At 50.6% G+C, this 24,212-nt stretch carries 20 protein-coding genes and 1 tRNA gene; 15 read left to right on the top strand and 6 right to left on the bottom strand.

What is annotated here, in order from left to right; all coding sequences use genetic code 11:
- Nucleotides 1-74: 74 nt before the first annotated feature.
- Together CSR04_RS06955 and speB are read left to right on the top strand one after the other, a co-directional pair.
- The gene (locus tag CSR04_RS06955; RefSeq protein WP_216362520.1) at nucleotides 75-1,424 is read left to right on the top strand and encodes a glutamine synthetase family protein; all 1,350 of its coding nucleotides are present in this window, start codon (nucleotides 75-77) and stop codon (nucleotides 1,422-1,424) included.
- 9 nt (nucleotides 1,425-1,433) lie between these two features.
- Nucleotides 1,434-2,336: an agmatinase gene (gene speB / locus CSR04_RS06950; RefSeq protein WP_102795553.1), complete on the top strand. Its 903-nt coding sequence runs from the start codon at nucleotides 1,434-1,436 to the stop codon at nucleotides 2,334-2,336.
- Here the strand turns inward: speB and CSR04_RS06945 are convergent.
- The gene (locus tag CSR04_RS06945; protein WP_172449270.1) at nucleotides 2,333-2,941 is read right to left on the bottom strand and encodes a TetR/AcrR family transcriptional regulator; all 609 of its coding nucleotides are present in this window, start codon (nucleotides 2,939-2,941) and stop codon (nucleotides 2,333-2,335) included. The genes speB and CSR04_RS06945 overlap by 4 nt on opposite strands.
- Before the next feature lie 5 nt (nucleotides 2,942-2,946).
- A complete protein-coding gene (locus tag CSR04_RS06940) occupies nucleotides 2,947-4,230 on the bottom strand; it encodes an NAD(P)/FAD-dependent oxidoreductase (RefSeq protein ID WP_102795551.1) in 1,284 nt (427 codons plus the stop codon).
- A gap of 153 nt (nucleotides 4,231-4,383) precedes the next feature.
- On the opposite strand from CSR04_RS06940, the gene CSR04_RS06935 reads away from it, so the two are divergent.
- Nucleotides 4,384-5,718, top strand: coding sequence for a glutamine synthetase family protein (locus CSR04_RS06935; protein WP_102795550.1), 1,335 nt, complete (start codon nucleotides 4,384-4,386; stop codon nucleotides 5,716-5,718).
- A gap of 41 nt (nucleotides 5,719-5,759) precedes the next feature.
- On the opposite strand, the gene bfr is transcribed toward CSR04_RS06935, so the two are convergent.
- Nucleotides 5,760-6,227, bottom strand: a complete 468-nt coding sequence (gene bfr / locus CSR04_RS06930) for a bacterioferritin (protein ID WP_102795549.1) — start codon at nucleotides 6,225-6,227, stop codon at nucleotides 5,760-5,762.
- Between the two features lie 381 nt (nucleotides 6,228-6,608).
- On the opposite strand from bfr, the gene CSR04_RS06925 reads away from it, so the two are divergent.
- The 6 genes from CSR04_RS06925 (at nucleotide 6,609) to truB (ending at nucleotide 13,244) form a co-directional block, all read left to right on the top strand.
- Nucleotides 6,609-6,685: transfer RNA gene (locus CSR04_RS06925), tRNA-Met, on the top strand.
- Nucleotides 6,686-7,139: 454 nt separating this feature from the next.
- The gene (rimP, locus tag CSR04_RS06920) at nucleotides 7,140-7,598 is read left to right on the top strand and encodes a ribosome maturation factor RimP (protein ID WP_102795957.1); all 459 of its coding nucleotides are present in this window, start codon (nucleotides 7,140-7,142) and stop codon (nucleotides 7,596-7,598) included.
- Between the two features lie 69 nt (nucleotides 7,599-7,667).
- Complete coding sequence (gene nusA / locus CSR04_RS06915) at nucleotides 7,668-9,161, top strand: transcription termination factor NusA (protein ID WP_102795548.1); 1,494 nt, start codon at nucleotides 7,668-7,670, stop codon at nucleotides 9,159-9,161.
- 24 nt (nucleotides 9,162-9,185) lie between these two features.
- A complete protein-coding gene (gene infB / locus CSR04_RS06910; protein ID WP_102795547.1) occupies nucleotides 9,186-11,795 on the top strand; it encodes a translation initiation factor IF-2 in 2,610 nt (869 codons plus the stop codon).
- Between the two features lie 102 nt (nucleotides 11,796-11,897).
- Nucleotides 11,898-12,311: a 30S ribosome-binding factor RbfA gene (rbfA, locus tag CSR04_RS06905; RefSeq protein ID WP_102795546.1), complete on the top strand. Its 414-nt coding sequence runs from the start codon at nucleotides 11,898-11,900 to the stop codon at nucleotides 12,309-12,311.
- Nucleotides 12,312-13,244, top strand: coding sequence for a tRNA pseudouridine(55) synthase TruB (gene truB, locus CSR04_RS06900; RefSeq protein WP_102795545.1), 933 nt, complete (start codon nucleotides 12,312-12,314; stop codon nucleotides 13,242-13,244).
- Between the two features lie 40 nt (nucleotides 13,245-13,284).
- Here the strand turns inward: truB and CSR04_RS06895 are convergent, their stop codons facing one another.
- Nucleotides 13,285-14,193, bottom strand: a complete 909-nt coding sequence (locus CSR04_RS06895; RefSeq protein WP_102795544.1) for an MBL fold metallo-hydrolase — start codon at nucleotides 14,191-14,193, stop codon at nucleotides 13,285-13,287.
- 101 nt (nucleotides 14,194-14,294) lie between these two features.
- On the opposite strand from CSR04_RS06895, the gene CSR04_RS06890 reads away from it, so the two are divergent.
- A complete protein-coding gene (locus CSR04_RS06890; protein WP_102795543.1) occupies nucleotides 14,295-15,119 on the top strand; it encodes a LysR family transcriptional regulator in 825 nt (274 codons plus the stop codon).
- Between the two features lie 96 nt (nucleotides 15,120-15,215).
- Nucleotides 15,216-15,485 (top strand): 30S ribosomal protein S15, encoded by a 270-nt coding sequence (rpsO, locus tag CSR04_RS06885; RefSeq protein WP_102795542.1) that lies wholly within the window; start codon nucleotides 15,216-15,218, stop codon nucleotides 15,483-15,485.
- Between the two features lie 75 nt (nucleotides 15,486-15,560).
- On the opposite strand, the gene CSR04_RS06880 is transcribed toward rpsO, so the two are convergent.
- Together CSR04_RS06880 and CSR04_RS06875 are read right to left on the bottom strand one after the other, a co-directional pair.
- Nucleotides 15,561-16,052, bottom strand: coding sequence for a TIGR00645 family protein (locus tag CSR04_RS06880; protein ID WP_102795541.1), 492 nt, complete (start codon nucleotides 16,050-16,052; stop codon nucleotides 15,561-15,563).
- 192 nt (nucleotides 16,053-16,244) lie between these two features.
- Nucleotides 16,245-18,788 (bottom strand): EAL domain-containing protein, encoded by a 2,544-nt coding sequence (locus CSR04_RS06875; RefSeq protein ID WP_102795540.1) that lies wholly within the window; start codon nucleotides 18,786-18,788, stop codon nucleotides 16,245-16,247.
- Nucleotides 18,789-19,040: 252 nt separating this feature from the next.
- On the opposite strand from CSR04_RS06875, the gene CSR04_RS06870 reads away from it, so the two are divergent.
- The 4 genes from CSR04_RS06870 to CSR04_RS06855 all read left to right on the top strand — a co-directional run bounded on the left by CSR04_RS06870 (nucleotide 19,041) and on the right by CSR04_RS06855 (nucleotide 24,144).
- Nucleotides 19,041-21,437, top strand: a complete 2,397-nt coding sequence (locus tag CSR04_RS06870) for a TonB-dependent receptor (protein ID WP_102795539.1) — start codon at nucleotides 19,041-19,043, stop codon at nucleotides 21,435-21,437.
- 26 nt (nucleotides 21,438-21,463) lie between these two features.
- Nucleotides 21,464-22,801, top strand: coding sequence for a YncE family protein (locus tag CSR04_RS06865; RefSeq protein WP_102795538.1), 1,338 nt, complete (start codon nucleotides 21,464-21,466; stop codon nucleotides 22,799-22,801).
- A gap of 81 nt (nucleotides 22,802-22,882) precedes the next feature.
- A complete protein-coding gene (locus CSR04_RS06860; RefSeq protein ID WP_102795537.1) occupies nucleotides 22,883-23,899 on the top strand; it encodes a CobW family GTP-binding protein in 1,017 nt (338 codons plus the stop codon).
- Nucleotides 23,899-24,144: a DUF3955 domain-containing protein gene (locus tag CSR04_RS06855; protein WP_102795536.1), complete on the top strand. Its 246-nt coding sequence runs from the start codon at nucleotides 23,899-23,901 to the stop codon at nucleotides 24,142-24,144. Before CSR04_RS06860 ends, CSR04_RS06855 begins: the two co-directional genes overlap by 1 nt.
- Nucleotides 24,145-24,212: the final 68 nt, after the last annotated feature.

Genomic DNA, 24,212 nt, shown 5'->3' with positions numbered 1-24,212 from the left:
ATGTCCAATATGCTTTATGTTTAACTGATATGAACACGAACAAGTGTTCAATATAATAAACGTCGGAGATGATCATGGAGTTAAGCTCCTTTCTTGTCAATTACCCGGATGTAGAAGTTTTTGACCTGATTCTGTCGGATTTAAACGGCGTGGCCCGCGGCAAAAGAATCAAACGGGACTCCATTGAGGCCGTGGTGGAGCAGGGCATGCATTTACCCTTCTCTGTGCTGGCATTGGATGCATCAGGAGAGACAGTGGAAGCCTCTGAACTGGGGCTGGAGATCGGTGAACCGGATCGCATCTGTTATGCTGATTTGAAGACCCTCGCCATTTGTCCCTGGCAAACACAACCGGCCGCGCAGTTACTTTTTAGCATGTATGACTACGAAGGCCATCCAGTGATGATCGACCCACGCCATCAGGTCAGTCAGGCGGTAGCCTTGTTCAAAAAACTCAACATGCACCCGGTTGTTGCCGTGGAGCTGGAATTTTACTTAATTGATGCTGAGCGCACTGAAACCGGACATATCCAGCCACCCATTTCCCCTAAAACCGGCAAAAGAGAAGCTAATACCCAGTGTCACTCGATGCTGAACCTGGATGACTTTGCCGAGTTTCTACTGGATGTGGATAATTGCTGTCAGGCCCAGGGGGTACCGGCCGACACAGCGGTTTCAGAGTACGCACCGGGACAGTTTGAAATCAATTTGCGTCATGGTGATGACCCACTGCTGGCATGTGATCACGCCATGATGCTTAAGCGCATTATTCATCAGGTGGCCGAGCAACACGGCATGCAGGCTACCTTTATGGCTAAGCCTTATGGCCATCTTGCCGGTAGCGGTTTGCATATCCATGCCAGCCTGGTGGATGAAGACGGCGAAAATCTGTTTGGCGAAGGGGAGCCGGAAGAAAACCCCTTACTACTGAATGCTGTGGCCGGTTTGCTGGACAGCATGCAGCAAAGTACGGCGTTTTTATGTCCGAATATTAATTCTTACCGACGTATGCAGCCAAATCTGTATGTGCCCATGTATGTGAACTGGGGCGTGGACAATCGTACCGTGGCAGTGCGTATTCCTGCCGGTGAACCCCATAGCCGCCGGGTTGAACACAGAGTAGCCGGAGCGGATGCCAATCCTTATATTGCGATGGCGGCAATTCTGTTTGCCATGTATCATGGTATCTCCAACAAGCTCACCCCCCCTGCGCCGCAGGAAGGCAATACGTTCGAGTTCGACAATCCATCCTTACCAAGCCGTTTACCGGATGCGCTGACGCTGTTAAGTGAGTCAGCAGTCTTCAACCAGTATTTTGGGGCTGACTTTATCAAGGTCTACCGGGCCTGCAAGGAGCAGGAGCTGCTCAAGTTCGAACAAACCGTGACGCTCAAGGAATATGATTTTTATCTCAACACTCTTTGATGCAGATTTATGACCAACGCCAATTATTCGCTCTATCAGCCAGCTAACACATTTGTATTCGCGTCCAAAAGCAAAATGGATAAGGATACCGACGTGGTCATTGCCGGTGTGCCGTTTGACCTTGCTACCTCTGGTCGGCCGGGGGCGCGTTTTGCCCCTACCGCTATTCGCCAGGCATCAGCCAACCTGGGATGGGAGCAGCGCCGCCATCCCTGGAAATTTTCACTGCGCCGTAAACTGAAGGTCGCCGATGTGGGCGACGTCAACTTCTCTCATGGCGATGCCCCAGGGGCAATGCAGGCGGTGCGCGAGCATATTGCCAAGGTTATGGAGCTTGGCGCCATTCCCTTTACCTTTGGTGGCGACCACCTGGTTACTTTACCTGTCCTTCAGGCCATGGTGGCCAAACGCGGACCGGTTGCGTTACTGCATTTTGATGCACACACCGATGATTATTCCGGCGGCAGTGAGTTTGACCATGGCAGCGTGTTTTATCATGCCAGGGAGCAGGGCTTGCTGTTAGACGGCAAAGTGATGCAACTGGGGATCCGTACCGACCACAGCAGCAAAACCCCCTTCGAGGTTATCCCCGCGGAAGCGTTGTGGCATGCCAGGGCATTGGAAGTTGCCGAGCGGATTAAACAGACCATGGGGGATGCCCCTGTGTATCTGACCTTTGATATTGATTGTATTGATCCTGCCTTCGCACCAGGTACCGGCACGCCGGTGATTGGCGGCATCAGCCCGCACTTTATATTGGAGTTGTTACGCAATCTGCAGGGGCTCAACTGGGTAGGCATGGATATTGTTGAAGTGTGTCCGGCCTATGACCATAGCCAGATTACCAGTCTACTGGCTGCGACCCTGGCTACCGATATGTTGTATCTGCTGGCCAGCCAAAAAAATAGCTAAGGCAGGGATTGTGCCAGGGTATGCAGCATGCGCTTGAGTTCTTCAAGGGTTTTGCTGCCCCTGGGTTTTGACTGATTGACCACCACCAGCAACAGTGCATGACTGGTTTCATGGAAGGTCCGGCCAATACGCTGACGTTCGCTGAGCGGCAGTGGTACCCCGAGTTTTTCCAATCTGTTGGCTACGTGATTAATGACCAATTCGTCATGTTGTTCGTCCAGCGTCATTAATTGTGGTATGGCGAACATACCCTGCACCAAATGCAGCAATCCACGCTGCTTCCTATACAACTGGTGCATATGATTGACAAACAGCTCAACAAACTCCTGCAAAGTGGCTGGGGAATAATGTTCATCCTGCGTCAGGGTATTGGCCATTTGTTGCAGCCAACGTTGCCCCATGGCATGCAAGATTGCTTCCTTATTAGGGAAATAGTGATACAGGGTACCGACCGAAATACCCACTTCTTCGGCAATGCGTATGGTGGTTAATGCCGCAGGTCCCAACTTTTCAAGCAATTCGCCAGCCACCTCCAGAATTTGCTCCTGACGGGCAATGGAGCGCTTCTGACTGGGTAAGTTTCTAGGCTGCAGGGGTTTGCTCACGCGGCTCAGTTTCCAAATTTATCGCGCATGGCATAGTAGAGCATACCTGCCACCAAGCCGGGGTATCGCAACCAGGTGCCGCCGGGAAACGTCGGGGTCGGGTAACTGGCCAAGGCATTAAAATCCTGAGGCTGCCCGGCAATGGCTTGATCTATTAATTTTCCGGCTAGCGTGGCCAATGCCAGACCATGCCCGGAATAGCCCTGCGCAATATAAATACGATTGTCCAGACATTGAAAGTGAGGCATACGATTCAGGGTAATGGCCAGCGTACCGCCCCAGCCGTGTTCAAGCTCCACCCCGGCTAATTGTGGGAAGATTTCTTCCAGATAGGGGCGCACAAAACCACGGATATCTGCCGGAAAGCGGGAAGAATAATTTTCGCCCCCGCCAAAAAGTAAGCGATGGTCAGCCGTAGTACGGTAATAATTGATCACAAACTTGGAGTCGGCCACAGCGACATTATCGCGGATAAGAGCCCGGGCCTGCTGTTCACCCAAAGGCTTAGTGGTGACGATAAAATTATTGATAGGCATGATTTTCCCGGCCACTTTCGGGAAAAGCTTACCCAGATAGCCATTGCAACCTAAAACCAACTTGTCAGCCTGGACTTGCCCCGCACTGGTCTGGATGTTCAGTCCTTGTTTAGTGCTGCGAATGCCGATCACCCGGCTTTTTTCACAGAGTATCGCGCCTGCTTGCTGGGCAAGCTGGGCCAGGGCCAGAGTAAAATTCAACGGATGCAGGTGACCAGCGCGCATATCCAATTCAGCCCCGTGGTAGCGCGGGCTGGCCAGCATGGTGGCTAATTCGTCTTTATCCACAAACCGCTTGTCGTGGTAGCCATATTCCTCGTTGAGCTTGCGCACATTGTCGCGCATGTGTCTGGCATGACTGGGTTTGAACGCGGTATGTAATATGCCGGGCACAAAGTCACAGTCAATTTTATGTTGATCAATCAGGTTACGCACCAGATCCACAGAATCCAATGCCAGTTGCCAAAGTTTACCGGCGGCGTCAGAGCCAACCTTGGCTTCCAGCTCACTTTGATCCAATCGCTGTCCAGGGCTGACCTGGCCGCCATTACGCCCTGAGGCGCCGTAGCCGAGATGTTCGGCTTCCAATAGCATGCAGCTCAGCCCGCGTCTGGCGCAATGAAGTGCTGTGGATATACCGGTAAGACCCCCACCTACAATACAGACATCGACGTTGTGCTGACCGTTTAGCGTCTGGCAGGGCACCTGGGTGTTAGCGCTTTGTAAGTAGTAAAGTTGCTTGTTGTCTTCCATCCCGGCCTCTAATGGTTGAGTAGCGCAGATACCGATATGGCGCAATTGTTAGCTTTTGACGTAAATTGTCATATTGTTAATTAGCGCTTTTTACCCTAGCATATCGAATAATAATTCGAAATAGAATTATAAGCACAATCTAACAGGTGATATATGGAAGATGTAAAGAAGTGGCTGTCCAGCCATCGCATCTCAGAAGTTGAATGTCTGGTGCCGGATATGACGGGCAATGCCCGAGGCAAATTTATTCCCGCCAAGAAGTTTATTAAACAGGAAAGCCGGCTACCTGAAAGCATACTGATTCAAACCGTAACCGGTGAATACACCAGCGAACACTATGATATTGTCAGTGAAACCGACTCGGATATGTTTCTGGAGCCTGATACCAGCACCATTCGCGAAGTGCCCTGGGCAGATGAGCGTACTGCTTTGATTATTCACGATTGTTATCTGTCCAGTGGTCAGCCCCATCCGTTGTCGACACGTAATGTTCTGAAAAAAATTCTGGCTTTGTATCAAAGTAGGGATTTGGTGCCTGTGGTGGCCCCAGAAGTGGAGTTTTTCCTGGTGGCACAAAATACCGATCCGGATTATGAGTTAACGCCACCAGTTGGACGCTCCGGTCGGCGTGAATCGGCTCGTCAAAGTTACAGCATCGATGCGGTTAATGAATTTGAGAAGATCATTGATCAGATGTACGACTACTGTGAAAAAATGGAGCTGGGCATTGATACCCTGATCCATGAATCTGGTGCGGCGCAATTTGAAGTGAATTTTTTACATGGCGATCCACTTAAACTGGCCGACGAAGTGTTCTTGTTCAAGCGGGTCGTGCGGGAGATAGCCCTGTCCAATGGTGTATATGCAACCTTTATGGCCAAGCCGATGCGCAGAGAGCCCGGTAGTTCCATGCATATCCACCAAAGCCTGGTGGACAGGAAAAGTGGCAACAATGCCTTTTCCACCAAAGACGGTAAATATTCCAGCTTGTTCTTCAATTACATTGCCGGTCTGCAGAAATATGGCCCCAGCGCGTTATGCTTCTTCGCACCCAATGTGAACTCTTATCGGCGTTTTACACCGGACAATTCTGCACCGATTAATTTTGACTGGGGGTATGACAACCGTACCACCGGACTGCGGGTGCCAGAGAGTGAACCGGATGGTTTCAGGGTGGAAAACCGTTTGCCCGGGTCTGACGCTAACCCTTACTTAGCTTTTGCTGCAACCCTGGCCTGCGGCTATTTGGGACTGACTGAAAACCTGCAACCTCAACAAGCTAATGAAGGCAATGCCTATACGCAGGAAATAGAAGTGGCGCGCAATCTGGAAGAAGCGCTACGTTTGCTGGATAAATGTGAGCCGCTGCGCAGCCTGTTGGGTGAAGACTTCAGTTATGCTTACAGTGCGGTGAAACGTAATGAATGTGAGGCGTTCAACGAAGTGATCAGCTCCTGGGAGCGTGAATTCTTGCTGTTGAATGTGTAATGGCGAAGAGCGTGGGGGCTTAGCTTCCCACGCCCTGCTTATTACATCTGTGACTGCAGATAGTTTGGCAGACCAATCAGTTTAATCAAACGAAGCTGCTGTTCCAGCCAATAGGCGTGGTCGTCCTCGGTATCTTTAAGCAAGCCGGTCAGCATATCGCGGCTGACATAGTCCTGCTCTTGCTCACATAATTTAATCGTATCTTTAAGCAGGCGTTGTACATCATATTCCAGGTTCAGGTCCGCCTGTAGCATTGCTGGAACGTCCTGACCAATATTCAGGCCATCGCGCTGGCTCATATCCGGCGTCCCTTCCAGAAACAAAATACGCTCAATCAACGCGGCTGCATGACCTTTTTCATCGTCAAACTCATGATCAATGCGTTCGAACAGTTTGTTCAGGCCAAAATCCTGGTACATACGTGAATGGATAAAATACTGGTCCATCGCAGTCAGCTCACTGGCGAGCAGGCGATTCAGGGCGTCGATGATTTGGGTATTACCTTTCATTTATATCTGTCCGTGCCGAAAAATCTGTGCCTAAGTGTAGTGGAATATCGAGTGTTTTGGAAATTATTCTTTAATATCAATGGATTATCTAATGAAATCAATTCTCGTTGGTACTTCGTTTTGTTACTCTGCTGCTAATTTGACCATTAAGCATTTGCCCGGACAGGAAAATGCGCTCGAATCTGCAAGTAAAAACCAATTTTTACGGTCTAATTGTTCAGAATCGCTGTTTGTTTATACGCTTTGTTGGTTAATTGAGCGAACGAGTCAAGGTTTCATGAATATTTCATAATTGGGCTTGCGCACCCTTTTTGCCTATGTATAATACGCACCATCTTGAGACGGGGCGCTAAGCAAGACCCGCCAAGAACAGGTTACAGACGCGGGATGGAGCAGCCTGGTAGCTCGTTGGGCTCATAACCCAAAGGTCGTCGGTTCAAATCCGGCTCCCGCAACCAAATAGAAAGCCGACAAGTATTTGCTTGTCGGCTTTTTACTTTTCCGACTGCAACTTGATGAGGCCGAGTGCTATCGCCAGAGATTTGCCTTAACTTGCAAATCTTTGCCGTGAACTTTATACTTGCGCCTCGAAATCTGGACGGGCTCCCTCTTAGTAAAGAATAGTAACGTCCCGATTATCAGGGGAAGAAAACCTGAATTTGGTTTTCTCCATCGGATGTTGTTTATCAGGCATCCGGGTTGTCATAGACAACCAATACTTGGACTAGAATCCAGACCTGACAAGCCCCGTTAGAATCGGGGCTTTTTGTTAGTCTTGGTCCCCAAATCTGAGCAACGCTGTTACCGTTTGGGTCTGCATGTCGCTCGTTTTTGGCTACATAGATTGTCAGGGGAGAAATCCCCGAAAAATGTCTGGGCTTGATGCCCTTTTTTTGTTTTTGGAGCCTGGCTGTGTCAAAACTGGAACAAACATTGACTGAAATGCTAACCCCGGCAGTCGAAGCCTTGGGGTTTGAGTTACTTGGTATCGAGTTTGTACGGGCAGGTCGGCATTCCACGCTGCGAGTTTATATCGATCACCCGGATGGTATCTCGGTGGACAATTGTGCTGATGTGAGTCATCAGGTCAGTGCGGTGCTGGATGTGGAAGATCCTATCTCCACGGAGTACGACCTTGAAGTATCGTCTCCTGGTATGGACAGGCCATTATTTAAAGAAGCGCATTACCTCAAAGTAGTGGGCGAAACGGTATCTGTGCGGCTGCGTATGCCCATGGATAACAGAAGAAATTTCAAAGGCAAGGTGCTCAGTTGTGAAAACGGCACTCTGACCGTGGAAGTGGATGGCGTGTCCTATCAACTGGCCATTGCCAATATTGAGAAAGGTAATCTGGTTCCTAACTTCGACTAACGTCAAGTGGGTCTTAGTCAACAGGTCATCCAACTAGCAACGTGGAAGTTTTTGTGAGGCAACAGGGCAATGAATAAAGAAATTCTATTAGTGGCTGAAGCTGTATCCAATGAAAAACAAGTTCCCAGAGAGAAGATCTTTGAGGCATTGGAGTACGCGATCGCCAGCGCCACCAAGAAGAAAAATGAAGGTGAAATAGAAGTCCGGGTCAGTATCCATCGCGATACAGGGGATTTTGACACCTTCCGTCGCTGGAGAGTGACGCCGGATGATCAGCCTCAGGAAAACCCTTTTGCTGAAATTACCCTGTCTGCAGCACAAATTGATGAGCCTGATATTCAGGTCGGCGATTATGTAGAAGAGCAAATTGAATCTATTGTCTTTGACCGTATCACGACTCAGACCGCCAAGCAGGTGATCGTTCAGAAGGTCAGAGAAGCGGAACGCGCGCAGGTGCTGGCCGAATATGAAGACCGTGTGGGTGAACTGGTGACCGGCACGGTCAAGAAGGTCAACCGCGACAACATCATCATCGATTTGGGTAACAATGCCGAAGGGGTGATTTACCGTGAAGATATGCTGCCGCGTGAAACGTTCCGTCCGGGTGACCGCGTACGCGGCTTGTTATATGTGATTAAACCTGAAGCCCGTGGCGCCCAGTTATTTGTTAGTCGCTCCAAACCAGAAATGCTGGTAGAGCTGTTCCGCATTGAAGTACCGGAAATAGCCGAAGAAGTGCTGGAAATCAAGGCCGCTGCCCGCGACCCGGGTTCACGTGCCAAAATAGCGGTTAAAACCAACGACAAACGTCTGGATCCTGTTGGCGCCTGTGTGGGAATGCGGGGTTCAAGGGTACAGGCGGTATCTGGCGAGCTGGGCGGTGAACGTGTTGACATCGTACTGTGGGATGAGAATCCAGCCCAGTTTGTGATTAACGCTATGGCGCCTGCTGAAGTGGCTGCCATTGTAGTTGATGAAGACAACCGTACCATGGATGTGGCTGTGGAAGCCGACAACCTCGCTCAAGCTATCGGTCGCAGCGGTCAAAACGTACGTTTAGCCAGCCAATTGACAGGCTGGGAACTGAATGTGATGACGGTGGAAGATCTGAATGCCAAGCATGAGGAAGAAAATTCCAAAGTGTTACAGCGTTTTGTTAAGGGACTGGATATCGACGAGGACTTCGCTGCGGTGTTGGTGGAAGAAGGTTTCACCTCGCTAGAAGAAATTGCTTATGTACCTGTTGCTGAGCTGCTGTCCATTGAGGGGCTGGAAGAAGAAATGGTCGAAGAGCTGCGTGAACGAGCGCGTGCTGCATTGACGACTCAGGCGCTGGCAAATGAGGAATCACTGGAGAATGCCGAGCCTAAGGATGAGCTGTTAAACCTGCCTGGTATGGAAAGACATGTGGCCTTTATTCTGGCCAGTCGCGGCATTACTGACCTGGAAGGGTTGGCCGAGCAGGGTGTCGATGAAATCAGTGATATAGAGGAACTGGGCGAAGAAAAGGCGGCTGAGCTGATTATGGCTGCCCGCAATATCGTCTGGTTCAGTGAAGAGTAAGGTCAACGGGGGGAACTAGCACTCATGGCAGATGTATCCATTGAAAAGCTTGCCGGTGATATTGGCACATCGGTTGACCGCTTGGTTCAGCAGTTCGCAGATGCTGGCATTGAAAAGCGTGTAAACGATCAGGTAAATGAAGACGAAAAGCGTATCTTGCTGGACCACTTGAGTCGTCAGCATGGTGGTTCAGGCAATGCAGAACCAACACGCATGACGTTAAAACGCCGCACTACCAGCACATTGAGTATCAACACTGCGGGTAAATCCAAGTCAGTGAAAGTGGAAGTCCGTAAGAAGCGTACTTACGTGAAGCGCAGTGAAACTGACGAAGCTCGTCTGGCAGAAGAAGAAGCCAGACGCCGCGCCGAAGAAGAAGCAGCACGCTTGGAAGAACAGCGTATTGCCGAGGAAGAAGCGCGTAAAGCGGCACAAGAGCGAGCTCGTAAGGAAGCTGAAGCTAAGGCGAAAGCCGAGGCTGAGCGTGCAGAGCGTGAACGCCGCGAAGCGGAACAGCGTGAAAAAGAAACCAACCTGAGTGACGAAGAACGCGAAGAGCGCGAAAAAGCCCGTCAGGAAGCCGAGCAGATTCGGGTTGCTCAGGAAGAAGAGAACCAGAAGAAACTGGAAAAAGAAGCTAAGAAGGCGGCAGAAAAAGCCCGCAAGCTGGCTGAAGAAAACGAGCGTCGCTGGAAAGAAGAAGATGAGCGTCGCCGTCGTCGTGAATCAGAAGAGGTTCACCTGCATTCCAATCGTTACGCTCAGGAAGCGGAAGACGAAGAGGATATGCAATTCGAGCGCGGCGGACGCCGTCGCAAGTCCAAAAAGAAAAAGAACGCTGGCGCAGAGTTGATGCATGGCTTCAACAAACCTGCCCAGCCGGTGGAACGTGTGGTAAAGATAGGCGAAACAATTACGGTTGGTGAATTAGCCAACAAACTGGCCATAAAGGCTACCGAAGTGATCAAAGCCATGATGAAGATGGGTGAGATGGTCACGATTAACCAGGTATTAGACCAGGATACTGCCGTGTTGGTGGTAGAAGAAATGGGTCATAAATATGAGCTGGTTAATAACAATGCCCTGGAAGACGAACTGCTGGCGGAAGATACCACGTCTGACAAAACGACCCGTGCACCTGTGGTGACGATAATGGGTCACGTTGACCATGGTAAAACCTCATTGCTGGACTACATTCGTCGCGCCAAAGTGGCGGCCGGTGAGGCTGGTGGTATTACTCAGCATATCGGTGCCTACAGCGTAGAAACCGACCTGGGCAAGATCACCTTCCTGGATACACCTGGACACGCGGCTTTTACCGCAATGCGTGCCCGTGGTGCGACAGCCACCGATATCGTTATTCTGGTGGTGGCAGCCGATGACGGTGTGATGCCGCAAACCAAAGAGGCCGTGCAACATGCTAAGGCCGCTGGTGTTCCCCTGATTGTTGCCATCAACAAGATGGACAAGGAAAGTGCCGATCCGGATCGGGTAAAAACCGAACTGTCTCAGTTGGAAGTGATTTCTGAAGAATGGGGCGGTGAGCACCAGTTTGTTCCTGTATCTGCCAAAACCGGTATGGGTGTCGACAGTTTGCTGGAAGCGATTTCCCTGCAGGCCGAAGTACTCGAATTGAAGGCGGTACCTAAAGGTCCGGCTAAAGGCATAGTGATCGAGTCACGCCTTGATAAAGGTCGTGGTCCTGTGGCCACAGTGCTGGTACAACAGGGCGAACTGAAAGCTGGTGACATCCTGTTGTGTGGATTCGAATATGGCCGTGTACGTGCTATGCGCGATGAACAGGGTAATGATGTCAAAGTGGCTGGTCCGTCTACACCAGTTGAAATACTGGGTTTGTCTGGCGTACCCGCTGCCGGTGATGATGCCCGTGTCGTGCAGGACGAACGTAAGGCACGTGAAGTTGCCAGTACCCGTCGTACCAAGCAGCGTGAACTGAAGTTGGCGAAACAGCAAAAAGCCAAACTGGAGAACATGTTTGCCGATATGGAAGCCGGTGAAGTCAGCGAATTGAACGTTGTACTGAAAGCTGACGTACAAGGCTCGGTCGAAGCTATCAGCGATTCATTGCTGAAACTGTCCACCGACGAAGTGAAAGTTAATATCGTCGGCAGTGGTGTGGGCGGTATTACTGAAACTGACGCCAGCCTGGCAGCGGCTTCCGGCGCCATTATCGTTGGCTTTAACGTCCGTGCTGATGCAACTGCGCGCCGGATGATTGAAAACGAAGAAATTGATTTGCGTTACTACAGCGTCATCTATGATCTGATTGATGAAGTAAAAGGTGCAATGAGCGGTATGCTTGCCCCTGAATTCAAGCAGGAGATCATTGGTCTGGCTGAAGTGCGTGACGTCTTCCGTTCACCCAAACTGGGTGCCATCGCCGGTTGTATGGTCACCGAAGGCACTGTGAAACGTAGCGCCCCCATCCGCGTGCTGCGTGATAACGTGGTGATCTACGAAGGTGAACTGGAGTCACTGCGCCGCTTTAAAGACGACGTGTCTGAAGTACGTAACGGCATGGAGTGTGGTATCGGCGTGAAGAACTACAACGACGTGCGCGTAGGCGACCAAATCGAAGTTTTCGAAACTATCGAGATTAAACGGGAGATCTAATGACGGATGGGGGGCGCGTCCTCCCACCACATTAGTGACTATGTAGCGGAGGCCTGCCGAATGGTATTGAGCCTCCGTTGCTGTCTTTACGAGAGTAAAAACATGGCTAGAGAATTTTCAAGAACTGACCGAGTCGGTCAGCAAATCCATAAAGAAGTCGCCAGTATTCTGCAGAACGAGTTTAAGAATCGTGATCCACGCCTTGGTCTGGTGACAGTTTCTGGCGCCGAAGTATCCAGGGACCTGTCCCATGCCAAAGTCTTTGTGACGTTTTTTGACACCGATGAAGCGAAAATCAAAGAACAGATGGCAATACTGGACGACAACAAGGGCTTTGTCCGATCCTTGTTATCAAAACGCATGAGTATGCGAACCGTTCCTGCTATTCGCTTTGTACAGGATGTGTCGATTACCGAGGGGATGCGTTTATCCAGCCTGTTGACGGAAACAGTGAATAAAGACAAAGAGCGGGCGCGCCAGGCCGGTCGGGACTTGGACGAAGAGGATAAGGAATAAGTGGCCAAACGTCGCAAAGGCCGTGCCGTAAACGGTATATTTTTGTTGAATAAGCCGCTGGGCGGTTCGTCTAATCAGGTTATGCAGCAGGTACGTTGGCTGTTTGGCGCGGCCAAGGCAGGACATACCGGAGCGCTGGACCCTTTGGCAACCGGTATGCTGCCTATCTGTTTGGGGGAAGCCACCAAATTCTCGCAGTTCTTACTGGATGCAGATAAAACCTATCGGGTGACGGCTAAACTGGGGATTCGCACCAGTACGTCCGATGCCGATGGCGAGGTTGTCGAAACCCGCCCTGTAAATGTTACTGAGGCGCAGGTTCATCAGGCTGTGATGGGCTTTAAAGGCAAAAGTAAACAAGTACCCTCCATGTTCTCTGCCTTAAAGTATCAGGGCAAACCCCTTTATTATTATGCCCGCCAGGGCATAGAGGTGCCGCGAGAAGCCAGGGATATTGAGATATTCGATATCCAAATCAGCCGCTTTGACAAGGATGAAGTGGATATGCAGGTGCATTGCTCCAAAGGCACTTATATCCGTTCATTAGTAGATGATCTGGGGCAGTTGCTGGGCTGTGGCGCTTATGTGACCATGCTGGATCGCGTGCAAGTCGCCAATTACCCGGTGGATAACATGATGGGCCTGGATGAACTGCAAGCGCTGGCGGAGGAGTGCAGGGATGGCGAAAGCGTGAATTACCAGGCTCTGGACGCGCTGCTTTTACCTATGGATACCGCGGTAGCTGCATTGCCAGCCGTTAGGGTAAAGACCGAGAAACTGGCGTACTTCAGCAATGGCAATCCCGTGCAAGCCGACACCGCAGATTTGACCGGACAGGTCAGAGCCTATGCTGAAGAGGATGGCCGTTTCCTTGGTGTGGCAGAAGTGGAACAGCCAGGGCGTTTGGCGCCCAGGCGATTAGTGGTGTACTGACAACTTTCTGCACAGCCGGGCAAGCGACCAACCTTGCCCTTTATCTGTAGCTTAACCAGCTTCCGGTGGCAGGCAAATCCACCTGGATATGATGTTTTTCCGCCTCGGCCAGTAATTTACTGATAGGTTCAAGGTAAAGGCCATAAGTGGTGTGATGGATAGGCAGCGTGTGCTCTGGGACCAATTGCTGAATCGCAGCAATACTATCGCTGGCATCCATGGATATTTTACCCAGCGGTCCGGTCGTGCCAACACCGCCCAGATGCGGTATAAATATATCCATATCGCCTTGTCGCTTCAGCTGTTCAACTAATGGCGCAGTGATAAAGGTATCCCCCGCCCAGTACAGGTTTTTGCTCCAGCTTTGGTGGCTGAAGGTTATCCAGTAGCCATTACCATGCCCCAGTAATGCTTGAATATCTGCATCCGTACTGTGCGCTGTTGGCATGGCAGTGATGCTGACCGCATAATCGCCTTCGTTGTAACGCCAGGTTTTGTTCCAGGGCATCTGCACATGCTGGGTAAAGCCCAATTCATTTAAAAGCGGTGTATCAACTGCTGGTGCCAACATCTTGAGTTGTCTGGACAAAGTCGCTCGCGCGGTTTGATCAAAATGATCTTCGTGGCTATGGCTGATTAATACCAGATCCAGGTCCTCTGCATCCCATTCCGGCAAAGCGACCAATCGGGCGTGGTCTTTGATATTCGGACCAATACTCAGATCAAACATTTCATTGGGGTCGCCCATCTTATAAGCCTGATGACCTTCACCCAGCATGGGGTCTGTTAACAGTCTGATGGGGCCGAATTCAATCAGCATGGTCGGGCCGCCCAGCCACTGTATGTCCACAGAATCTGCATTCGTCTCGGCTGGGGCACATAGCGATGCAGTTAACAGCGCAGCGCTAAGTGTTTGGCTGCTAATGGTCTTGATACGGGTAAAAGCCATAGGATTTCCTTATTAGTTGCAATGTGGAGGCAAGCATAAGGCCTTTTAAATTGTTGGGGAATATGAGACAAATTTGTCTTTGTGTATAAAGAGATTTGACAATGTTGGGGCTGGATACCATCAGAACCTTTGTTTTGGTTGCTGAATGCTTAAACTTTTCTGCTGCTGCGCGGCAGTTGCAACTTCCTCGTGCCACCGTTAGTGCCCGTATTCAGGAACTGGAAAGACGGCTGGGAGTCAGATTGTTGCGCCGTAACACCAGAAATATGTCTCTGACCCATGAAGGAGGGCAATATCTGATAGCCTGCCAACAGGCCCTGAGTACGCTGCAGACTGCCGAAGATAAATTACGTAATGATGGCCAACTCAGGGGCAGCATACGTTTGTCTCTGCCAGCGCTTTTACCTGATTCTTCTTTGCTCAGGCAACTGGCGGCATTTTGCCACTTGAACTCAGAGGTATCTGTGGAACTGGTGGTCGATGATGCGCCTCTGGATTTCATCGAGCATCGTATTGATCTGGCAATTAGAGGGGGGCACCCAGTGAAAGACAATCTGGTGGCCAGAGAACTGGCTAGCTATCCCATAATACTGGTGGTAAATAAGCTACAGGCCCGGCAATGGTCAGATCCTTTGCCATCAAATATGTTGTTGGATCCATTAGCCAGAATGAAACCTGCACTTAGGTCGCCGCGTTTGCATTGCCAGGATCTGGGATATGCATTGCAACTATGCTTGAACGGTACGGCGCCAGCCTTGTTACCTGAACCTTTGTGCCGAACGCATCTGCAATCAGGTGAATTGGTGCAGTTGCCATCACCATTCCCATTACCGGATTTGCCATTGTATCTGGTCTATGAGCCTCGCAGTCAATTGAGTCAGGCCGCGCAAGCATTAATCGACTGGTTGTTGTCTGCAAAAGACTAATGGCCCTGTCTTGCTATTCCTAGCCGCATCGCTATAATACCGCCTCTTCCGACCCGCTGAATTAGTGATCGGCCGGTCCTAACTTAGGAGAAAATCATGTCACTAACTAAAGAAGAAACCGCAAACATCATCGCCGAGTACGGTGTGAAAGAAGGCGATACTGGTTCCCCAGAAGTGCAAGTTGCCCTGCTGACTGCCAATATCAACAAGCTGCAAGGTCACTTTGCGGATCATAAGAAAGATCACCATTCACGTCGCGGTCTGCTGCGTATGGTAAGTCAGCGTCGTAGCATGCTGGATTACCTGAAAGGCAAAAATCAGGACCGTTACCTGGATCTGATCAAGCGTCTGGGTCTGCGTCGCTAAGCGCAACATCAGATTTTCAAGCAAAAGGCGCCTTTCGGCGCCTTTTGTGTTTTTTAAGCTTGTTGGCCTCGCGTACTAAGCTTTGCGTGTGAGTTTGTCCAGATAACCCATGGCAAAGGCCGACAGCACAAAGGTCAGGTGAATAATCACGTACCAAAACAGTTTGTCGTTATGGATATTCTGCGCATTCATAAAAATCTTAAGCAGGTGGATAGAGGAGATAGCGACGATAGAAGCAGCCACTTTGTTTTTTAGCGAACCTGAATCCAGTTTGCCCAACCAGTCCAGTTTCTCTCCGTCACCATCAATATCCAGGCGTGATACAAAGTTTTCATAGCCTGAAAACATCACCATCACGATTAAGCCGCCCACCAATACCAAATCGATCAATGACAGTACCACCAGTATCAGATCGGCTTCTTTCATTGACAGGATAATCGGCAGGATATGCAGCACTTCCTGGAAGAACTTAATGCCAAGCGCCAGCAACGCCAGACTAAGACCAAGATAAATCGGTGCCATAATCCAGCGCGAAGAGTAGATCAGTTTTTCAACCAGCTTTTCCATGATGCCATCCCGTAACTTAGATGGCGCACATTATGGCGATAGTTTGGCGCATTGCAACGGCTAAGCGCAGCAGCTCTTAAGTGATTCAACAAATGCCTGTTCCATAGATGTGCCGAGGTCTGGGCTCAGCGTAAATCCTTCACGGCACACATCGAGGTTTAAAATGCTGTGTCATAACAATGTCGTCGCCTGTCAAAGTGGCTTTTGAAGTGAAATATTGACCAAATCCGGCAACCAATCATTTAACTTATCTGGTGCCAATGCTTCACTATAGAGAAAGCCCTGACCAGTATGGCAGCCAGCTTGTAACAGAAACGCACGCTGCGCCGGGGTTTCTATGCCCTCAGCAATAACCTCCAGCTTTAGAGCCTTGGCCATGGCGATAATGGCCAGAGTAATCTGATTATCCTCGTTGTTGTGGGGTAATTCTAGGATAAAGCTGCGATCTATCTTAAGCGCATTAATAGGTAAACGTCGCAAGTAGGATAAGGATGAATAGCCTGTACCAAAATCATCAATAGACAAGCGGAATCCCAATGATCTCAATTTGGTTAACAGATTCAATGTGGCGTCCGCTTGCTCCGGGATAAGGCAACTTTCGGTTAATTCCAGCTCGATGGACTGCGGGGAAACAGCATACTGTCGCAAGGTGGCCAACAGCTTGTGACTGAAATCCGGTGCGGCTAACTGCAGAGCAGAAATATTGATAGAAACAGGCACCTGCGGCAAGCTGCCTTTTTGTATGTCCTGACTGACAGTTTGCAGTACCTGTTCACTGAGGGTACCAATTAAACCGAGTTTTTCAGCCAGCGGAATAAAATCTTTGGGGGATACCTGACCTAATTCAGCATCCCGCCATCTTACCAGCGCTTCAAGGCCAATCAGCCGGCCTGATAACAACTCCACCTTAGGCTGGTAGAACACCTTGAGTACCTGATTTTGCAATGCATGACGCAAACCTTGTTCCAGTCGCAATTCGTCAGCCGTTTGTTGCCCGGCGCTGGCTTGGTAGAAGCAATACTGGTTACGACCAGCACTTTTGGCCTGGTACATGGCCAGATCCGCATGTTTAATCAATTGTTCGCTGCCCTGGCCGTCTTTAGGATAGAGGCTGATACCAATACTGGTGGTCAGGAAAAAATCCTGTCCTTTAATTCGAAAAGACAAGTCAAACTGTTCAATCAGACGTTTAGCCAGGCATTCCAATGACCTGGCCTGATCCACCTCAGGGATCAGAATAGTGAATTCATCTCCACCAATGCGCGCCACTGACTCGCCTTCTCTGACGGTCGAGGTTAGGCGTCTGGCCACTTCTTTAAGGGCCTGATCACCGGCCTGATGGCCCAGGGTGTCGTTGATCCGTTTAAACAGGTCAAGATCGAGAAACAGCACCGCCATTTTATGATGATGGCGATGGGCATTGGCAATCCCCAGATGCAGCCTGTCCATAAACAATCTTCTGTTGGCCAGGCCGGTCAACTCGTCAATATAGGCAAGCTGATGGATCTGCTTTTCCTGTCGTTTTCGTTCACTGATGTCGCTGAAAATGCCAGCAAACTGGCAGATCTCGCCTTGTTCGCCGCGAATGGCTGTTATAGACAACCACTGCGGATAAATCTCGCCATTTTTACGTTTATTCCAAATTTCCCCTTGCCACAGTCCCTGTGACAATAAGGTTTCCCACATTTCCTGATAGAAACGTTCATCGTGTAGCCCTGAGCTGAGCAAATCGGGCTTCTGGCCCACGGCTTCTTCGGCGCTATAGCCGGTCAGAATGGAAAAGCTTGGATTAACGGATTCTATCACCCCATCCACATTGGTAATCATAATGCCATCCAGAGAGGCATCGATGACCTTTTGCGCCAGTCGCAAATAATCGGTAGAAGTGCGAAGTGCAGCGTCCCTGGCCCGCAGCGCCTGCTTGAGCTGCTCAACATAAGTGTGTTCTACATTCAGTAAAATATCGGAAAAGGATAACAAACCACAGAGTTGTTCCAGCTCATCACATACTGCCAGATGCCTGAAGTTTTGTTTTTTAAGCAGCTCCACGGCCTGCAATAAGGTGCAGCTTTTACTCACGGTTAGTAATGGCTTGGCGGCCACGCTACCCAGATTCAACCCTGTTTTGCCATCCGCAATAATGTGAATCAAATCGCGTTCTGAAACGATGCCGGCCGGCCCATCTGCAAACATAACAATGGCGGCATCCAGGCCTTGCTGGCGCATGGCTGCCACGCCGTCGGCCAGGGGCAGTGCTGCATTCAGTATCAAAGGTGGACGATTCAGACTGGAGCCCACATCCCGCAAGCTCAGATAAAATTCAATACGTTGCTGGCGGACAATATCGGTTTGGGTCAGGATCCCCAATGGGCGCTGCAGTTTGTCCAGGACCAACAGGCGTCGAATACGTTTCTGTAGCATTAAACTCGCCGCGTCGTTCAGCATCATGTCGCAGTTAACCTGAATGACCGGACAACTCATCAGCTCAGCCACAGGTGTTTGGTAAATGCCTGGTGATTGAAAATCAATGACTTTGGCATCTGATTCTGTCCAGATACCGACAATCCGTTCCTCTTCCATGACCAATACACAACTGACGGAGTGGGTTTGCATTAACCTGGCTACGTCGCAAATTGGCGTGTGGGGTGGGCAACTAATGATATTGCGGCTGGCCAGCTCACCCACGGTGGGCTCTGTTTGACCAAGGTTTAGCAATGGGCCGAGTACATCCTGCATAAGCGCTCATCGATACTGCTTTAAACCTTCATACTAACCCATTCTGGTGGATGAGATATTGATCCACCGCAAGCGCAGTCAATGCTGGTGCAGTGACTAAGTGTTGCATTGTTGTGATGATACAATGTATCATTTTGTGGGTTTTATATTTGAGAATCAACAGAGAACCCTTTCTTTATGGCAGAGAACCAGGGATTACATTGGACTCAGATGTGACATTTAATTGGTATGATATAACATTTAGGGGTGAGTATGATAAAGCGGACCTTGGTGGCTGTAAGCCTATCAAGTTTGTTCAGCGCCATGGCCATTGCCCAGTCCTTGCAGGGACAAGTGGTAGACGAGCAGGGACAACCTGTCAGTCACGCCAAAGTGCAGTTGCATGGGCGATATCAGGCCTTGAAAGCCGACGAACAGGGACGATTTCAATATAACGCTTTGCAACAAGGCGAAGTCGAACTGCATGTGTCGGCACCGGGCTTTGCCCATAAAAGCCTGCATGTGCAGATACCTGAGCAGGGGCTGAACAATCTGCGCATCGTTATGCTAACCACCAGTATTGAAGTGGTGGATGTGACGGCCAGCCCTTTTCATGCCTCGGCCATTGAATCAGCATTGCCGGTGACGGTATTAAGTGGCGACAAATTGCGTAACGTCCAGGCTGCCACCCTGGGCGATACATTAGCCAAAGAAGTCGGCGTGCACAGTAATTCCCATGGTGGGGTGGCCAGTACCCCTATTATCCGCGGTCTGGATGGCCCCAGAGTGTTGATTAGCCAAAATGGTCTGGATGCAGGGGATGCATCCAGGGTCGGGCCGGATCATGCTGTTTCTGCTGAAGCCAGCACGGCCACACAAATTGAAGTATTGCGCGGTCCGGCCACCTTGTTCTACGGCAGTGGTGCCATAGGTGGGGTGGTCAACGTGGTGGATAATCGCGTGCCAACAGATAGTCAAACCCGCGGTGAATGGACACTGGAACATGCGTCGGTAAATAACCAGAAGCTGGCGTCGTTTAACTTTAACGGCGGTTTGGAGCGTGTCGCGTTGCATCTGGATGGCTACTGGCGGGAAAGCGATGATTATAAAGTACCAGGGCTGGCGGACCCGGATGACGAGGATAGTGCCGACAAGGTCAAGAGCTCCTTCGCCGAATCTCAGGGCGTTACTCTGGGCAGCAGTTACTTGCTCGACAACGGCTATATCGGTATCAGCTACGGACGTTTAAACCGGGAATACGGTATTCCCGGCCACAGTCATGGGGATGAGAATATTGCCGTCACGGCAGATATGCAGCAGGACAGAGTGCAGCTACTCAGCGAACTGCGCTTTGAGCAGGGTTTTATCAGCGCGCTAAACACGAAGCTGTCCTATACCGATTATGAACATGCTGAAATCGAGTTGGGGCAGGTTGGCACCACCTTTAGCAACGAAAGCAAAGAAGCCCGTATGGAGTTTTTGCACAACGAAGTGCTGGGCTGGCACGGTGGACTAAGTCTGCATTACAAGCGCAGTGATTTTGCTGCAGTGGGGCAAGAAGCCTTTACCCCGCCTTCGGTGACCGACAGTCTGGCCCTGGCCTTGATGGAAGAGCGGCATTTTGGCCCGGTACTGGCCCAGCTTGGTGCGCGCATCGAGCGGGTGACCCTGAAGGCCGATAATCTGTTGTTCCCTGATTCAGCGGTGCATGGTCATGACGACCACGACCACGACCACGACCACGACCACGACCACGACCATGGGGATCAGATGACCCGGCGTTTTAGTGCCGAGCATGAATTTGAGCCATACAGTCTGTCGGCGGGGTTGGTCTGGGATTTTACCCAGGGCTACAACCTGGGGATCTCCGTGTCCCACTCCCAGCGCGCACCTTCGGCTGCTGAGTTGTTGTCTTTTGGCCCGCACATTGGCACCGGCAGTTTTGAAGTGGGAGCCTTGTTTAAACTGTATCAGGATGCCCATGGCGATACCTATCTGGGATTGACCGACCAGGCCATTGATTTGGAGTCGGCCAATAATCTGGACCTGACCCTGCGCAAATTCAGCGGCAATCTGGGCTTTATCCTCAATGCTTTCTACAACCGGGTGGACAACTACTACTACCAGCAAAATACCGGCTTATTTGCTGAATCTGGGCACGACCATGACCACGGCGACGAACATCAGCATGGTGATGAGCACGCTCACGACCACGGGGAATTACCTGTTTATCTGTTTACTCAGGATGATGTGGTATTGCATGGTTTTGAATCTCAGCTGTTCTGGCAGTTTATGCCGCAGTGGAAGCTCACCTTGCAGGGGGATTATGTGCGCGCCAGACTGCAGGACGGTGGCGATCTACCGCGCACCCCACCTTTGCGCCTGGGCGCCAACCTGGCTTATGAAGGTCAGAGCATCAGCGCTGATCTGGGTTTAACCCGCTACTTCGAGCAGGACCGCACGGCTGTCCTTGAGAGTGAGAGCGCGGGTTATACCTTGCTCGATCTTAACCTGGCTTACCACCTGGGGTTAGACGGACATGAGCTGGCATTTTATCTCAAAGGTCACAACCTGACCGACGAGGAAGCCCGGCCACACACTTCATTTCTTAAACATTTAGCTCCTTTACCCGGCCGCTCTGTCGCGGTGGGGATCCGCGGCTACTTCTGATACAAGATACACAACAAGGATTCACTATGACTTTGCAAACTCAATTAAAACACCTGAGCCTGATTATCGGTGCCACTATGCTGGCTGCTTGTGGCGATGCCACCACACAGATTATTGAGAAAGATCCCATTGTGGTGCCCGGGGATGGTGATGATCACGATCATGGTGACGTGAGCAGCGCAGGGCGACTGCTGGTTACCAGTAAAGGCAGCAACCAGGTCACTCTGTTTGAGCTCGAAGATAACAGCCTGTTGGCCAGTATCGGTCTGACCTTTGAACCCGCTTATCTGTATGCCTCTCCGTCCAAGCGCTATGCCATGCTGGTGCAGCGCAATGACAATCAAGTGGAGTTTATTGATGGCGGATTGTGGCAGGAAGACCATGGCGATCATTTACACCCCTACCAACAAGCACCGGCTTTGATGGATTTCAGCTTAAACGGTAGTCGTCCCACTCATGTCACTGTGGGGGCCAGCCAGGTGGCGGTTTTCTTTGATGGCGATGGTCAAAACGGGGTCAATGCCTCTGCGGCCATGTTTGACGAGATGCATATTGGCAGCGACAACAACGACTATCCCATCCAGGAGTTTGACACTCATATGCATGGCGCGGCCCAAGCCCGCGGTGAAAACCTGTTCGCGACCCTGAGGGATGCAAACAGCGCTACGACATTGCCTGATCGCATTGCCCGTTTTCATGCCCACGGTGACCACTTCCATCAGGAAGAAACCTATGAGGTGATTTGTCCTGTGCTACACGGCAGTGCCCAAAATCACGATGCTGTTGCCTTTGCCTGCGGCGATGGTGTCGTGGTGATTACCGAGCAGGATGGCCAGTTCAGTGCCAGTAAAATAGTCAACAGCGCAGATTTTACTGAGGGTATGCGAATTGGTAGCTTGCGCGCCCATCTTGCAGGGGAACAGTTTTTTGGCATTGCCGGCAGTCAGGTGTTTGTTATCAATCATGAGGCCGGTGAGATGGAAAAGCTTGACTGGCAGCCTCACGAAGGGGCTACTTTACTGGCGATGGAACTGAGTCTGGATGGCGAAACCCTGGTGATCCTGGATAGTCAGGGTTACTTGTCGCTGTTACAGGCCCATGCCCATGACAATGAACTGCACTGGGAATTAGCGCATAAGCTGGACATCAGCGAAGCAGACGTGGCAGATATGCCCGAGGGCAGTCGCTTTGAAATGACCTTATCCGGCGAACAGGTGTTTGTCGCCAGCCCCATTGAAAAGCATATTTTAAGTGTGGATTTACACGACGCTACCATCAGCACTGAACTGGAACTGGACTTTGTGCCACAAAAGTTAACCTGGCTGGGGATTGTTGGTGAGGTGGCTGACGCCCACGACCATTGATACAGCAGGGATTCATTTCATGCTGTAATATTGACGTTCAGCCCGCTGTTGCGGGCTTTTTATCACCAGGAAAGGGCCACAATGCACTTCAAAGCCGCCATACCCACCAACATCATTACCGGCTTTCTCGGTGTGGGAAAGACCACCGCCATAAGCTATCTGCTTAAGCATAAGCCTGCCCATGAAACCTGGGCGGTGCTGGTCAATGAGTTTGGTGAAGTGGGCATTGATGGCGCGCTGCTCGGGGCTAATAAGCAGAAGGTCGTTATTCGCGAGGTAGCAGGGGGTTGTATGTGCTGTGCATCCGGCCTGCCCATGCAAATCGCCCTGAATATGCTGATTGCACGCAGCAAGCCCGACCGATTATTGATAGAGCCCACCGGGCTTGGTCATCCGGCGGAGGTATTAGCTGCGTTGTCATCAGAACATTATCGCGGTGTGTTATCTTTACGCGCTACATTGACACTGGTGGATGCCCGCAAGGTCAAGGAGCAGCGTTACCGTGAACATGATATTTTTCGCCAGCAATTACAGGTGGCGGACCGGATCCTGGCAAACAAGGCGGATTTATACGAAGAATATGACGTGCCGGTGCTGGAGAGCTTCTTATGTCATCTTGGGCTTGGTACCAAGATTGACACTGTCCAGCATGGACAGATCGACCCAGCATGGCTGGACGGTGAAAGTGCCTACAGAACGTCTTTAGTGCAGACCGGCCGCGAAATACAGGGCCAGGACACAGGTCCATTGCCGACGCCGCAAAGTGGTTTTGTGCGTAAAGAAAATCAAGGGGACGGGTTTAGCAGTTGTGGCTGGGTGTTTGCCGCCGGGCATTGCTTTGTGGCGCACAAACTAACGTCTTTGTTGATGGGCCTTGAAATGGACAGAGTCAAGGCCATTATGTTCACTGAACGGGGCTGGATATTGTTTAACAAAGCCGATGGCATATTAACCAGCAGTGAACTTAACGAAGCCCCTGACAGTCGAATGGAATGTATCAGCAGCATGCAACAGGATTGGACAGCACTCGAATCTGCATTGTTGTCTACGCGCTATGAAGCTGATTTGATTGCAAGCAAAGAAAAGAAGGAATTGTGATGAAAAAATCCACGGTCTGGTTGTTTATTAGCTTTAGTTTTTTGCTGCTCGGTGGCGTGATGCTGGCGTTGGAGCACCATTTTTATCAATATGTCGATACGCAGGGAGTGCTGCATGAAAGCCTGTTTCTGCCATTGGGGGTGCTGAGTATGATTTTAGGTGGCAGCCTGCTGAGTGTGACCTTGATGTACAGGCTGCTTAGCAGCTTTAAGAGCGGCGCGAGTCGGCCGGGCATGCAGGGCTGACTGGCACATCGATATCGAAATGCCATACAGACTCCTTGACGCCCGGTTTGCTGTATAAGGCTATTGCC

Source organism: Bowmanella denitrificans, from assembly GCF_002887595.1.
Lineage (GTDB): Bacteria > Pseudomonadota > Gammaproteobacteria > Enterobacterales > Alteromonadaceae > Bowmanella > Bowmanella denitrificans.
The sequence above is the reverse complement of the archived record's forward strand: the minus strand, read 5'-3'. Positions and strand labels throughout refer to the sequence as shown.

Coding starts and splice junctions, on each gene's coding strand:
- CSR04_RS06935 (WP_102795550.1), top strand. CDS start 4,384: ATGGAAGATGTAAAGAAGTGGCTGTCCAGCCATCGCATCTCAGAAGTT.
- bfr (WP_102795549.1), bottom strand. CDS start 6,227: ATGAAAGGTAATACCCAAATCATCGACGCCCTGAATCGCCTGCTCGCC.
- speB (WP_102795553.1), top strand. CDS start 1,434: ATGACCAACGCCAATTATTCGCTCTATCAGCCAGCTAACACATTTGTA.
- CSR04_RS06880 (WP_102795541.1), bottom strand. CDS start 16,052: ATGGAAAAGCTGGTTGAAAAACTGATCTACTCTTCGCGCTGGATTATG.
- CSR04_RS06955 (WP_216362520.1), top strand. CDS start 75: ATGGAGTTAAGCTCCTTTCTTGTCAATTACCCGGATGTAGAAGTTTTT.
- CSR04_RS06940 (WP_102795551.1), bottom strand. CDS start 4,230: ATGGAAGACAACAAGCAACTTTACTACTTACAAAGCGCTAACACCCAG.
- rpsO (WP_102795542.1), top strand. CDS start 15,216: ATGTCACTAACTAAAGAAGAAACCGCAAACATCATCGCCGAGTACGGT.
- CSR04_RS06855 (WP_102795536.1), top strand. CDS start 23,899: ATGAAAAAATCCACGGTCTGGTTGTTTATTAGCTTTAGTTTTTTGCTG.
- CSR04_RS06860 (WP_102795537.1), top strand. CDS start 22,883: ATGCACTTCAAAGCCGCCATACCCACCAACATCATTACCGGCTTTCTC.
- CSR04_RS06890 (WP_102795543.1), top strand. CDS start 14,295: ATGTTGGGGCTGGATACCATCAGAACCTTTGTTTTGGTTGCTGAATGC.
- CSR04_RS06870 (WP_102795539.1), top strand. CDS start 19,041: ATGATAAAGCGGACCTTGGTGGCTGTAAGCCTATCAAGTTTGTTCAGC.
- CSR04_RS06875 (WP_102795540.1), bottom strand. CDS start 18,788: ATGCAGGATGTACTCGGCCCATTGCTAAACCTTGGTCAAACAGAGCCC.
- CSR04_RS06895 (WP_102795544.1), bottom strand. CDS start 14,193: ATGGCTTTTACCCGTATCAAGACCATTAGCAGCCAAACACTTAGCGCT.
- infB (WP_102795547.1), top strand. CDS start 9,186: ATGGCAGATGTATCCATTGAAAAGCTTGCCGGTGATATTGGCACATCG.
- nusA (WP_102795548.1), top strand. CDS start 7,668: ATGAATAAAGAAATTCTATTAGTGGCTGAAGCTGTATCCAATGAAAAA.
- rbfA (WP_102795546.1), top strand. CDS start 11,898: ATGGCTAGAGAATTTTCAAGAACTGACCGAGTCGGTCAGCAAATCCAT.
- CSR04_RS06865 (WP_102795538.1), top strand. CDS start 21,464: ATGACTTTGCAAACTCAATTAAAACACCTGAGCCTGATTATCGGTGCC.